We start from the raw sequence: 12248 nt of genomic DNA, 5'->3' as shown, positions 1-12248 counted from the left end.
CGCTCACCGGTGGCCCGGGGCCGGATCAGCCTCCGGAGGCCAGCGCCAACCCCCCGGCGCGCGGCCTGAGGACACGCTGGAGCTCCGAGTGGGCGCGGGGCCCGCTCCTGCGCCGCCCGGCGCCCGCGTGGTGACGGCTGTCGGAGCAGAAGGCTCAGAGCAGGGTGGTGACGACGTCCCAGACGGCGTCGGACACGGCTGCCTTGCTGGCCGGGCCGACTTCGACGGTCTCGTCGCTCCCCCGGCGCAGGATCGTCACTGTGTTGTCGTCGGCGCCGAACGTCTTGTTCTCGCCGACCTCGTTGACGACGAGGACGTCACAGCCCTTGCGCTCGAGCTTGGCGCGACCGTGGTCGAGGACCGATCCCGTGTCGTCGCCGGTCTCGGCGGCGAAGCCGACGATGACCGGGCTCGTGCCGCCGGCACGGCTCGTCACGAGCTCGGCGAGGATGTCGGGGTTGCGCACGAGCGCGATCGTCGGGGCGGAGTCGTCGGCGGACCCGTCGCTGCCGGTGTCGTGGGTCTTCTTGATCTTGGTGCTCGCGTAGGTCGCCGGACGGAAGTCGGCGACAGCCGCGGCCATGACGACGGCATCCGCCTCGTCGGCCGCGGCCACCACGGCGTCGCGCAGCTGGAGGGCCGTCTCGATGGCGACGACGTCGACACCCGGCAGGTCGGCCGGCGACGACGTCACCAGCGTGACGTGGGCGCCGCGCGCCGCGGCCGCCGCGGCGAGGGCGTGGCCCTGCTTGCCGGAGCTTCGGTTGCCGAGGAACCTCACCGGGTCGAGGGGCTCACGCGTGCCACCGGCGCTGACGACGACCCGGCGGCCGGTCAGGTCACCGCGCGTGGCCGAGGCCTGCGCGTTCGCCATCCGCGTCTCTGAGGCGGCACCTGCCGCGGACGCAGCGAAACGTGAGCGGGCGAGCTCGCGCTCGCACACGGCATACAGCTCCTCGGGCTCGGGGAGGCGGCCCGGACCGGTGTCCTTGCCGGTGAGGCGCCCGCTCGCGGGCGGGACGACGTGGACGCCGCGCTCGGTGAGCGTGCTGACGTTGGCCTGCGTGGCCGGGTGGTCCCACATCTCGGTGTGCATCGCCGGCGCGAGGACGACCGGGCAGCGTGCCGTGAGCAGGACGTTGGTGAGCAGGTCGTCCGCCTGGCCGGTCGCGGCCTTGGCAAGCAGGTCGGCGGTCGCCGGGGCCACGACGACGAGGTCGGCCTCCTGGCCGAGGCGCACGTGGGGCACCTCGTGGACGTCGGTCCAGACGTCGGTGCTCACCGGCTTGCCGGACAGGGCCGCCCAAGTGGGAGCCCCGACGAACTTCAGGGCCGCGGCCGTGGGCACGACCGTGACGTCGTGCCCCGCCTCGGAGAGCAGCCGCAACAGCGAACAGGCCTTGTATGCCGCGATGCCGCCCGCCACACCGAGGACGACGCGCACGGGGAGCTCAGTCCTCGATCTTCTCTGAGGTGAGCAGGTTGCCGTTGATCTCGCGCAGGGCGATGCTCAGCGGCTTCTCGTGGACCTCGGAGTCGACGAGGGGGCCGACGTACTCGAGGAGGCCCTCCTGCAGCTGCGCGTAGTAGGCGTTGATCTGGCGCGCACGCTTGGCCGAGAAGAGGACCAGGGAGTACTTGGAGTCGGCGTGCGTGAGGAGCTCGTCGATCGGCGGGTTGGTGATGCCGATGGGGTTGGCCTTGGTGCCTGACACGGAATCAGTCTCGTTTCGTCTGAAGGGGGGTGCGCATCAATGATACGAGTTCGTCGGCCGCCCGCCGAACGTCGTCGTTGACGATGGTGACGTCGAACTCCTCCGCGGCGGCGAGCTCGGCCCTGGCGGTGGTCAGCCGGACCTCCCGTTCCTCCTCGGACTCGGTGCCCCGACCGACGAGCCGGCGCACGAGCTCGTCCCAGCTGGGCGGTGCGAGGAAGACGAAGAGCGCGTCCGGCATCGTCTCGCGCACCTGTCGGGCGCCCTGCAGGTCGATCTCGAGCAGGGCCGGGCGTCCCTGCGCCAGGGCTGCCTCGACGGGGCCCCTCGGCGTGCCGTACTGGGCGCGGCCGTGCACGGTCGCCCACTCGAGCAGCTCGTCGTGGTCGACCATGCGGCCGAAGGCCTCGTTGCTCACGAAGTGGTAGTGCACGCCGTCGACCTCGGTGGGCCGCGGCTTGCGGGTGGTCGCCGACACGGACAGCCACACGTCGGTGTGATGCTCGCGGACCCAGGCCGCGACGGTTCCCTTGCCGACCGCCGTCGGTCCGGCGAGGACGGTGAGCCGGGAGGCTGCGCTCACGCCTTGTCGAAGCGGGCGAGGAGGGCGCTGATCTGGTTCTGGCCGAGACCACGGACGCGGCGGCTCTCGCTGATGCCGATCTCCTCCATGAGGGCCTTGGCCTTGACGCGGCCGACGCCGGGCATCGACTCGAGCAGCGCGGACACGCGCATCTTGCCGATCACGTCGTTCTGCTTCCCTTCGGTGATGACCTCGCCGAGGTCACCCTGTGCGTACTTGAGCCGGTTCTTGACGGACGCCCGCTCACGACGGGCCTGGGCCGCCTTCTCCAGCGCGGCAGAGCGTTGCTCCGGTGTCAGCGGCGGGAGTGCCATGGCGGATGTCCTCCATTGGTTCGGACGACGCTGCTTCTCAACGCCTTCCGGCGATTTAACCATGCGCACGGTGCGGCGGCCCGGCCGGTGATTCGTGCTCCTCGCGGGTGTTGCGCACGACACACCCGTGCTCAGGTGAGCAGCGCCGCCAAGGTCTCGTTGGTCCGCGCTGCGCGGTCACGCAGGTCCGTGACGTCCGGACCCGCGCTCAGGACCTCCCGGCTGCTGGCCGGGAGGACGTTGCCGAGGGCATCGCCGAAGACGCGCCGGAGGTCGTCCGCCGTGCCGCCCTGGACACCCACGCCCGGCGCGAGCAGCGGACCGTTGACCGAGGCCAGGTCGAGGCCGAGATCCTGGACGGCCGACCCCACGGTGGCACCGACGACGAGGCCGGTGCTACCCAGGTCGCCGGCCGCCGCCGCGGCGGCGTTCTCGCTCGTGGCCCCGGCCACCATCGACCCGGCGACGCTGACGTCGTCGCGCCGGGCGTGCTGCACCGAGGCACCCTCGGGGTTCGAGGTGAGTGCAAGGACGAACAGACCCCGGCCATGGGCGGCGGCCGTGTCGAGCGCCGGCCTCAGGGACTCGTAGCCGAGGTACGGGCTCGCGGTCAGGGCGTCGACCGGCGAGACGGCCGCAGCGCCGAGGTAGGCCTCGGCGTAGGCCGACATCGTCGAGCCGATGTCGCCGCGCTTGGCGTCGAGCAGGACGAGCGTGCCGGCGGCCCTGAGGTCCCGGATCGCCTCCTCGAGGACGGCCACTCCCCCGGACCCGAAGACCTCGAAGAAGGCCGACTGCGGCTTGACGATGGCGACGTGGCCGCCGAAGGCGTCGACGCAGGAGCGCGTGAACGTCCGGAGCCCGTCGAGGTCGTAGGTGAGGCCCCACGACTCGACGAGCGCCCGGTGCGGGTCGATGCCGGCGCAGAGCGGGCCGTGCCGACCGGTCGCGGCGCGCAGGCGCTGCCCGAAGGTCGCCCGGTCGGGGCTGGCCGGCGCGGCGCTCGTGGGCTCGCTGCTCGTCGTCACGGGATCACCATCCTGTCGTGCGCGACGCCGACGAGCTCGGTGATGCGGGCGACGCCGTGGGACTCGGCGAGGGCCTCGAGCTCGGTGAGGACGCGCTGCGGTGCGGTCGGGTCGTTGAACGTCGCGGTGCCCACCTGGACACCGGTGGCGCCGGCGGCGATGAGCTCGAGGGCGTCGCGGCCGGTGCGGACCCCCCCGACCCCGATGAGCGGCACGGTCTGGAAGCGCCCGTCCCGCATGGCCGCGGTGACCTGCCAGAGCGCGCGGACGGCGACCGGGCGGATCGAGGGGCCGGAGAGCCCACCGGTGATCCCGCCGAGGTGCGGCCGCAGCCGGTCGGTGTCGATGACCATGCCGAGCAGCGTGTTGATCATCGTCAGGCCCGTCGCTCCGGACTTCACCGCGGCGTCGGCGATCGACACGATGTCGGTGACGTCGGGGGTGAGCTTGGCGAACATCGGCACGTCACGCGGCAGCTGCTCGCGCACCAGCGCGATGACCTTGCCGGAGGCGAGAGGGTCGCACGCGAAGACGAGCCCACGGTTGGCGACGTTGGGGCACGAGATGTTGACCTCGACTCCGACGACGCAGTCGAACGCGTCGCTGTCGGCCAGCACGCGGGCCACGTCGGCGAACTCCCCCGCCGTGTTGCCGGCGATCGAGACGAGCACCCGGGCGCCGACCGACTTGAGCCACGGCAGGTCCTGCTCGACGAACGCGTGGATCCCCGGCCCCTGAAGCCCGATCGAGTTGAGCATGCCGGAGGCGGTCTCGGCCATGCGTGGCGTCCCCCGCCCGGAGCGCGGGTCCATCATCACCGTCTTGGTGACGAAGGCACCGAGCGTGGACACGTCGAAGAAGCGGTGGAGCTCGCGGCCGTTGGCGGCGCAGCCGGAGGCCGTCATCACCGGGTTGGGCAGGGTCCGTCCGGTGAACGTCACGGACATGTCGACCGCCATCAGTGACCTCCCACCCTCGGGGCACCGACCGTGTCCTCGGGGACCCCGCAGACGCCGTCGTGGAAGGCCTCCCAGCGGATTCGGTCACCGCGGAAGACGGGCCCCTCGACGCACGAACGCACCATCTTGGTGACACCCGCCTTGTCGCGGACCGGCATGACGCAGGTCATGCAGACCCCGACGCCGCACGCCATCGACTCCTCGACCGCGACCTGCGCGACCGCTCCGTGCTGGGCCGCGACGCGCGTCACCGACTGGAGCATGCCCATCGGGCCGCACGCGTAGGCCACCGGTGCGCCGGTACGCCGGAAGACCTCGGGCAGCACGTCGCTCACCCACCCCCTGTGGCCGGCCGAGCCGTCGTCGGTCGTCACCGTGACGCCGTCGGCGGCGCGCCGGGCCTCGACCACGCCGAAGAGCCGGTCCTCGGACGCTGCACCGAGCACCATCTCGACCGAGCAGCCTCGCTCGCGCAGGACGTCGGCGAGCCAGAACAGCGGTGCCGAGCCGTAGCCGCCACCGACGAGGACGGTCGCCACCGGTTCGGTGGGCAGCGGGAACGGGCGGCCCAAGGGGGCGACGACGTCGACGGTGTCGTGCGCCCGCAGTCCGGTGAGCCACTCCGTGCCGGCGCCCTTGGCCGCGATGACGAGGTCGAGGGTGCCGCCGTAGGTGCCGGACGGGCTGACCTTGTGGATCGAGAACGAGCGCCGCAGGAGGTTGCCCGTCGTGGGACCACCCACGGCGAGGGCCGCGAACTGGCCGGGCCGCGCGAGCTCGGCGACACCCGGCGCCACGATCGTCAGGTGGTGGTAGGCACCCACGCGACGGGTCGCGATGACCTCCCCCTGGACCTGCACGACGCCGCTGTCGGGACGGGCAGCGGTCATCGGCCCACCACCTGCATGAGGTCGAGCGAGCGGGCGTGCTCCTGCAACGACGTCACCGTGAGGTCACCCCGGCGCAGCGCCTCGATGGCCTGCACGGCTGCCGCGAACTCCTGCACCGTCGTGATGAGCGGGACGTCGGCCGTGTTGGCGGCCGCGCGGATGGCGTAGCCGTCCGCACGGGCACTCTGGCCCGTCGGGGTGTTGATGACCATCGCGATCTCACCGTCGAGGATGAGCTCGGCGATGGTGCGGGCGTCGCTCGCCTGCGCGTCGCCCTCGCGCTCGGTGATCTTGCGGATGACCTCGGCCGGGATCCCGTTGCGGCGCAGGACATCGGCGGTCCCCGACGTCGCGACGACCGTGAACCCGAGATCGACGAGGCGGCTCACCGGGAAGAGCATGGCGCGCTTGTCGCGGTTGGCGACCGACACGAAGACCGTGCCCGTGTCGGGCAGACCGCCGTATGCCGCGAGCTGGCTCTTGCCGAAAGCCCGCCCGAACGTGGAGTCGATGCCCATGACCTCACCGGTGGAGCGCATCTCGGGGCCGAGCAGCGAGTCGACCATCGTGCCGTCCGCGGTGCGGAAGCGGTGGAACGGCAGGACGGCCTCCTTGACCGAGATCGGCGCGTGCGGGGGCAGCGTGCCGCCGTCGCCGCTGGGCGGGAGGACCCCCTCCTCGCGGAGCTGGGCGATGGTGGCCCCGAGCATGATCCGGCTGGCGGCGTTGGCCAGCGCGACGCCGGTCGCCTTGGCGACGAACGGCACCGTGCGCGAGGCCCGCGGGTTGGCCTCGAGGACGTAGAGGATGTCCTGGGCCAGCGCGAACTGGACGTTCATGAGCCCGACGACGCCGATCCCCTCGGCGAGCTTGCGGGCCGACTCGCGGACGAGCTCGATCTCGGCGTTGCCGAGGGTGGCGGGCGGCAGCGCGCAGGCCGAGTCGCCGGAGTGGATGCCGGCCTCCTCGATGTGCTCCATGACGCCGCCGAGGTACATCTCGGTCCCGTCGTAGAGGACGTCGACGTCGATCTCGATCGCGTCGTCGAGGAAGCGGTCGACGAGCACCGGGTGCTCGGGAGCGGCCGTCGTGGCGCGCTCGACGTAGGTGACGAGGGTGTCGTCGTCGTAGACGATCTCCATGCCGCGCCCGCCGAGCACGTACGACGGGCGGACGAGGACGGGGTAGCCGATCCGGTGGGCCACCTCGAGGGCCTCGGCCGCGCTGTATGCCGTCCCGTGCTGGGGAGCGGGCAGCTTCGCCTCCGCGAGGACCCTCCCAAAGGCGCCACGGTCCTCGGCGAGGTCGATGGCCTCCGGCGAGGTGCCCACGATCGGGACCCCCTCCGCCTTGAGGGCACGCGCGAGACCCAGAGGCGTCTGCCCGCCGAGCTGGACGATGACGCCGGCGATCGGGCCGGCCTGCTTCTCCGCGTGGTAGACCTCGAGCACGTCCTCGAGCGTGAGCGGCTCGAAGTAGAGGCGCGAGCTCGTGTCGTAGTCGGTCGACACGGTCTCGGGGTTGCAGTTGACCATGACGGTGTCGTAGCCCGCGTCGCGCAGGGCGAAGCTCGCGTGGACGCAGGAGTAGTCGAACTCGACACCCTGGCCGATGCGGTTGGGCCCGGAGCCGAGGATGAGGACGGCCTCGCGCTCGCGCGGCGCCACCTCGTTCTCCTCGTCGTAGGAGCTGTAGTGGTAGGGCGTCTGCGCCGCGAACTCCGCCGCGCAGGTGTCCACGGTCTTGAAGACGGGACGGATCCCGAGGGCGTGGCGGACACCGCGGACGACGGCCTCCGGCATACGACGGATCTCGCTGAGCTGGGCGTCGCTGAAGCCGTGGCGCTTGGCCAGCCGGAGCAGGTCCCGGGTGAGCTCGGGCGACTCCCCCACCTCGCGTGCGATGTCGTTGAGGAGCTCGATCTGGTCGAGGAACCACGGGTCGATCCCGGTCGCCTCGTGGGTCTCCTCGACGGTGGCCCCGCCGCGCAGGGCCTGCTGGACGGTGACCATGCGGCCGTCGGTCGGGCGCGCTGCGGTACGGAGCAGCTCGAGCGCCTCGTCGCGGGTGGGCGTCTCGCCGCGCCAGTGGAACGACGAACCCTTCTGCTCGACCGAGCGCAGCGCCTTCTGCATCGCCTCGGTGAAGTTGCGGCCGATCGACATGGCCTCGCCGACAGACTTCATCGTCGTCGTGAGGGTGTCGTCGGCGGCCGGGAACTTCTCGAAGGCGAACCGCGGCACCTTGACGACGACGTAGTCCAGGCTCGGCTCGAAGCTCGCCGGGGTCTCGCGCGTGATGTCGTTGGGGACCTCGTCGAGGGTGTAGCCGATCGCCATCTTGGCGGCGATCTTGGCGATCGGGAAGCCGGTGGCCTTGGACGCCAGGGCCGAGCTGCGCGAGACGCGCGGGTTCATCTCGATGACGATGATCCGGCCGTCGCGCGGGTTGACCGCGAACTGGATGTTGCAGCCGCCGGTGTCGACGCCGACCTCGCGGATGACCGCGATGCCGATGTCCCGCATCCGCTGGTACTCGCGGTCGGTGAGGGTGAGCGCGGGCGCGACGGTGATCGAGTCACCGGTGTGGACGCCCATCGGGTCGAGGTTCTCGATCGAGCAGACGACCACGACGTTGTCGCGGTGGTCGCGCATGACCTCGAGCTCGTACTCCTTCCAGCCCTTGATCGACTCCTCGAGGAGCACCTCGGTCGTCGGGCTCGCCTGGAGGCCGGCACCGGCCATGCGGCGCAGCTGCGCCTCGTCGTCGGCGAAGCCGGAGCCGAGACCGCCCATGGTGAACGAGGGGCGGACGACGAGCGGGTAGCCGAGCTCGTCGGCCGCGGCCAGCACCTCGTCCATCGTGTGGGCGATGACCGAGCGGGCGCTCTCGGCGCCGCAGCGCTCGACGACCCCCTTGAACAGCTGGCGGTCCTCACCGAGCTGGATGGCCTCGACGTTGGCGCCGATGAGCGGGCAGCCGTACTTCTCCAGCACGCCCGCCTCGTGCAGCGCGATCGCGCAGTTGAGCGCGGTCTGGCCACCGAGGGTCGCGAGCACCGCGTCCGGGCGCTCCTTGTCGATGATCTTCTCGACCACCTCGGGGGTGATCGGCTCGATGTAGGTCGCGTCGGCGAACTCGGGGTCGGTCATGATCGTCGCCGGGTTGGAGTTGACGAGGATGACGCGCACGCCCTCCTCGCGCAGCACCCGGCACGCCTGGGTCCCGGAGTAGTCGAACTCGCAGGCCTGGCCGATGACGATCGGACCGGAGCCGATGACGAGGACGCTCGTGATGTCGTCGCGCTTCGGCATCAGGCATCCACCTTCTTGGTTGTGTTCAGGAGATCGACGAACCGGTCGAACAGGTATGCCGCGTCGTGCGGTCCCGCTGCCGCCTCCGGGTGGTACTGGACCGAGAAGGCGGTGAGCGCCCCTGTGGCAGAACGGAGCTCGAGCCCCTCGACGACGTCGTCGTTGAGGCAGACGTGCGAGACGCGCGCCGTGCCGAACTCGGTGTCGGTGTCCCGGTCGCGGGGGGCGTCGACGGCGAACCCGTGGTTGTGCGCGGTCACCTCGACCTTGCCGGTCGTGCGGTCCATGACGGGCTGGTTGACGCCGCGGTGGCCGTACTTGAGCTTGTAGGTTCCGAAGCCGAGCGCCCGACCGAGCAGCTGGTTGCCGAAGCAGATCCCGAAGAACGGGGTGCCGTCGGCGAGGACCTCGCGCAGGACGCCGACCTCGTGGTCGGCCGTGGCCGGGTCACCGGGACCGTTGCTGAAGAACACGCCGTCGGGCTCGACGGCGCGGATGTCGTCGGCCGTCGCGCTGGCGGGCAGGACGTGCACCTCGATGCCGCGCTCGGCCATCTGGTGCGGCGTCATCGACTTGATGCCGAGGTCGACCGCGGCCACCGTGAACCGCCTCTCCCCCACCGCTTCCACGACGTATGCCGTGTGGGTGCTCACCTCTTGGGCCAGCGCCGAGCCCTCCATGATGGGTGCGGAGGTGACCCGGTCGAGGAGGTCGGCGGCCGGCATACGGGCGTCGTCCCCGGAGAAGATGCCGACCCGCATCGCGCCGCGCTCCCGCAGGTGACGGGTCAGGGCGCGCGTGTCGATGCCGCAGATGCCCACGACGCCCTGGTCGTCGAGCTCGTCCTCGAGCGTGCGCTGCGATCGCCAGCTCGAGGGCCGCAGAGAAGGATCGCGGACGACGAAGCCGGAGACCCAGATGCGGGACGACTCGTTGTCCTCGTCGTTCCAGCCGGTGTTGCCGACGTGCGGTGCGGTCATGACGACGACCTGACGGTGGTAGCTCGGGTCGGTGAGCGTCTCCTGGTAGCCGGTCATCGCGGTGCAGAACACCGCCTCGCCGACGGTCTCACCGCGGTGGCCGTAGGCGCTCCCGGTGAAGGTGCGGCCGTCCTCAAGGACGAGCACGGCGGGCTCGCGAGTGTGCAGTGTGGCGGTCATGAGGCTCCCTGGAGCGAGGCCGTGACCCGGCCGCGCAGGATCGTCGTGTGGACGGCACCGGTGAAGCTCATGCCGTGCCACGGATTGTTGCGGGACAGCGACTTCGACGCAGCGGCGTCCACGGTCTGGCTCGCCGCGGTGTCGACGAGGACGAGGTTGCCTGCAGCCCCGGCCTCGATCGCTCCGCCGTGCTCCGTCAGACCAGCGATCCGGGCCGGCGCGGCCGACATCCGCTCGGCGAGCGTCGCGAGGTCGAGCGCTCCGCTGCGGACCATCGTGTCGTGGACGACCGCGAAGGCGGTCTCGAGACCGAGCATCCCGAAGGCCGCGTCGACGAACGCGTGCTCCTTGTCGTGCCGCGCGTGCGGTGCGTGGTCGGTGGCGACCGCGTCGATCGTGCCGTCCGCGAGCGCGGCCCGCAGCGCCTCGACGTCCTCGCTCGGGCGCAGCGGCGGGTTGACCTTGAACGTCGGGTCGTAGCCGCTGAGCAGGTCCTGGGTGAGGAGGAGGTGGTGGGGCGTGACCTCTGCGGTGAGGTCGATTCCCTGCGCCTTGGCCCAGCGGACGACCTCGACACCCTCGGCCGTGCTCACGTGCGCGACGTGGACGCGGGAGCCGGTGTGCCGGGCGAGCTGGGCGTCGCGGGCGATGATGCTCGACTCGGCGACCGCCGGCCAGCCGGGCAGGCCGAGACGGCCGCTCAGCTCCCCCTCGTGGCAGCAGGCGCTCGACCCGGCGAGGTCGGGGTCCTGGCTGTGCTGGCTCACGACTCCGCCGAAGGCACGGACGTACTCGAGGGCACGTCGCATGACGCGCGCGTCGTGGACGCAGCGGCCGTCGTCGGAGAACACGGAGACCCGGGCCCGGGAGCGATGCATGAGGGCGAGCTCGGCGAGCTCCTCGCCCGCGAGTCCCTTGGTCACGGCGCCGACCGGCTGGACGTCGACGAGCCCGGCCTCGCGACCGAGGTCGAGGACGCGCTCGGCGGCCTCGGCCGTGTCGGTGACCGGGCTGGTGTTGGCCATCGCCAGGACCGCCGTGAAGCCACCGGCCGCAGCGGCCGCGGCGCCGGTGGCGATCGTCTCGGCGTCCTCTCGGCCCGGTTCGCGCAGGTGTGTGTGGAGGTCGACGAAGCCCGGAAGCAGGCCCAGCCCGTCGGCGTCGATGCGCTGGGCACCCTCGGGTGCGTCGAGGCCGGAGCCGACCTCGGCGATCGTGCCCCCGAGGACGAGGACGTCCTTGGCCTCGCCCCCGAGGAGTCGGGCCCCCGTGATGAGCAGGTCGCTCATGCGGCACTCCCCTCTGTCGTTGCGCCCACCGTGGGCGTGTCCTCCCCGGCGAGCAAGTGGTACAGGACTGACATCCGAACCGCCACACCGGCGCTCACCTGGTCGAGCACGAGGCTCTGGGCGGCGTCGGCCGCGTCGGCGCTGATCTCAAGTCCGCGGTTCATGGGGCCGGGGTGGCAGATGACGATCTCCGGGTTCGCATCGGTGAGGCGGGCGAGCCGGCCGCGGGTGAGCCCGTAGCCGACGGTGTACTCGCGGGCCGTCGAGAAGTAGCCGCCACTCATGCGCTCCTTCTGGACGCGCAGCATCATGAGGGCGTCGAGCGGCTTGCCCGTGCGGCCCTCCAGGACGCCGTCGAGGTCGTGGCTGATCGAGAAGCGGTCGCGCTCGGCCCAGGCACCGATGCCGCTCGGCATGAGGGTGGGGGGCGCGACGAGCGTGACCTCGGCGCCGAGCCGGCGCAGCGAGATGAGGTTGGAGCGCACGACCCGCGAGTGGGCGAGGTCGCCGACGATCGCGACGTGACGGCCCTCGAGCGAGCCGAGCCGTCGCTCCATCGTGTAGGCGTCGAGCAGGGCCTGCGTCGGGTGCTCGTGCGTGCCGTCACCGGCGTTGATGACGTGGGCGTCGACCCAGCCGGCCACCTGGTGGCAGGCGCCGGACGCGCCGTGGCGGATGACGAACGCGTCGACCCCCATGGCGTCGATGGTCCGGACCGTGTCGCGCAGTGACTCACCCTTGGAGGTCGCCGAGCCCTTGCCGGTGATGTTGATCGTGTCGGCGCTCATCCACTTGCCGGCGATCTCGAACGAGCTCCGGGTGCGGGTCGAGTCCTCGAAGAAGAGGTTGATGATCGTGCGCCCGCGCAGCGTCGGCAGCTTCTTGACCTCGCGGTGCTGGACCTCGTGCATCTGCGCCGCGGTGTCGAGGATCGTGCGGATCGCCGTCGCGTCGAGGTCGGCCATCGAGAGGAGGTGGCGCGGCATCCGCGTCTGC

The 12248-nt window shown here is 71.6% G+C and carries 11 protein-coding genes; all 11 read right to left on the bottom strand.

What is annotated here, in order from left to right; all coding sequences use genetic code 11:
- Positions 1-154: 154 nt before the first annotated feature.
- The 11 genes from LL946_RS15905 to LL946_RS15855 all read right to left on the bottom strand — a co-directional run bounded on the left by LL946_RS15905 (position 155) and on the right by LL946_RS15855 (position 12238).
- Positions 155-1444, bottom strand: coding sequence for a bifunctional phosphopantothenoylcysteine decarboxylase/phosphopantothenate synthase (locus LL946_RS15905; RefSeq protein WP_404382346.1), 1290 nt, complete (start codon positions 1442-1444; stop codon positions 155-157).
- 7 nt (positions 1445-1451) lie between these two features.
- Positions 1452-1715, bottom strand: a complete 264-nt coding sequence (gene rpoZ / locus LL946_RS15900) for a DNA-directed RNA polymerase subunit omega (RefSeq protein ID WP_404382344.1) — start codon at positions 1713-1715, stop codon at positions 1452-1454.
- 4 nt (positions 1716-1719) lie between these two features.
- Positions 1720-2298 (bottom strand): guanylate kinase, encoded by a 579-nt coding sequence (gene gmk, locus LL946_RS15895; protein ID WP_404382342.1) that lies wholly within the window; start codon positions 2296-2298, stop codon positions 1720-1722.
- A complete protein-coding gene (gene mihF, locus LL946_RS15890; RefSeq protein WP_404382340.1) occupies positions 2295-2612 on the bottom strand; it encodes an integration host factor, actinobacterial type in 318 nt (105 codons plus the stop codon). The genes gmk and mihF overlap by 4 nt, the downstream gene beginning before the upstream one ends.
- Positions 2613-2743: 131 nt before the next feature.
- Positions 2744-3640, bottom strand: a complete 897-nt coding sequence (gene pyrF / locus LL946_RS15885) for an orotidine-5'-phosphate decarboxylase (RefSeq protein WP_404382338.1) — start codon at positions 3638-3640, stop codon at positions 2744-2746.
- Positions 3637-4599, bottom strand: coding sequence for a dihydroorotate dehydrogenase (locus LL946_RS15880; protein ID WP_404382336.1), 963 nt, complete (start codon positions 4597-4599; stop codon positions 3637-3639). Before LL946_RS15880 ends, pyrF begins: the two co-directional genes overlap by 4 nt.
- Positions 4599-5489 carry a dihydroorotate dehydrogenase electron transfer subunit gene (locus LL946_RS15875; RefSeq protein WP_404382334.1) on the bottom strand — a complete coding sequence of 297 codons (891 nt, stop codon included), beginning with the start codon at positions 5487-5489 and terminating at the stop codon, positions 4599-4601. Before LL946_RS15875 ends, LL946_RS15880 begins: the two co-directional genes overlap by 1 nt.
- On the bottom strand, positions 5486-8803 hold the full coding sequence (carB, locus tag LL946_RS15870) for a carbamoyl-phosphate synthase large subunit (RefSeq protein ID WP_404382332.1): 3318 nt from the start codon (positions 8801-8803) through the stop codon (positions 5486-5488). Before carB ends, LL946_RS15875 begins: the two co-directional genes overlap by 4 nt.
- Positions 8803-9963, bottom strand: a complete 1161-nt coding sequence (carA, locus tag LL946_RS15865; RefSeq protein ID WP_404382330.1) for a glutamine-hydrolyzing carbamoyl-phosphate synthase small subunit — start codon at positions 9961-9963, stop codon at positions 8803-8805. The genes carB and carA overlap by 1 nt, the downstream gene beginning before the upstream one ends.
- Positions 9960-11252, bottom strand: a complete 1293-nt coding sequence (locus LL946_RS15860; RefSeq protein WP_404382328.1) for a dihydroorotase — start codon at positions 11250-11252, stop codon at positions 9960-9962. The genes carA and LL946_RS15860 overlap by 4 nt, the downstream gene beginning before the upstream one ends.
- Positions 11249-12238 (bottom strand): aspartate carbamoyltransferase catalytic subunit, encoded by a 990-nt coding sequence (locus tag LL946_RS15855; RefSeq protein WP_404386931.1) that lies wholly within the window; start codon positions 12236-12238, stop codon positions 11249-11251. The genes LL946_RS15860 and LL946_RS15855 overlap by 4 nt, the downstream gene beginning before the upstream one ends.
- Positions 12239-12248: the final 10 nt, after the last annotated feature.

The sequence above is a fragment of the Knoellia locipacati genome, assembly GCF_044791685.1.
In the GTDB taxonomy this organism is placed as follows: Bacteria; Actinomycetota; Actinomycetes; order Actinomycetales; family Dermatophilaceae; genus Knoellia; species Knoellia locipacati_A.
The sequence above is the reverse complement of the archived record's forward strand: the minus strand, read 5'-3'. Positions and strand labels throughout refer to the sequence as shown.

Bases quoted from the DNA above. Each gene is read 5' to 3' on its own strand.
- LL946_RS15855 (WP_404386931.1), bottom strand. From the start codon at position 12,238: ATGCCGCGCCACCTCCTCTCGATGGCCGACCTCGACGCGACGGCGATC.
- LL946_RS15860 (WP_404382328.1), bottom strand. From the start codon at position 11,252: ATGAGCGACCTGCTCATCACGGGGGCCCGACTCCTCGGGGGCGAGGCC.
- carB (WP_404382332.1), bottom strand. From the start codon at position 8,803: ATGCCGAAGCGCGACGACATCACGAGCGTCCTCGTCATCGGCTCCGGT.
- mihF (WP_404382340.1), bottom strand. From the start codon at position 2,612: ATGGCACTCCCGCCGCTGACACCGGAGCAACGCTCTGCCGCGCTGGAG.
- carA (WP_404382330.1), bottom strand. From the start codon at position 9,963: ATGACCGCCACACTGCACACTCGCGAGCCCGCCGTGCTCGTCCTTGAG.
- LL946_RS15880 (WP_404382336.1), bottom strand. From the start codon at position 4,599: ATGGCGGTCGACATGTCCGTGACGTTCACCGGACGGACCCTGCCCAAC.
- LL946_RS15875 (WP_404382334.1), bottom strand. From the start codon at position 5,489: ATGACCGCTGCCCGTCCCGACAGCGGCGTCGTGCAGGTCCAGGGGGAG.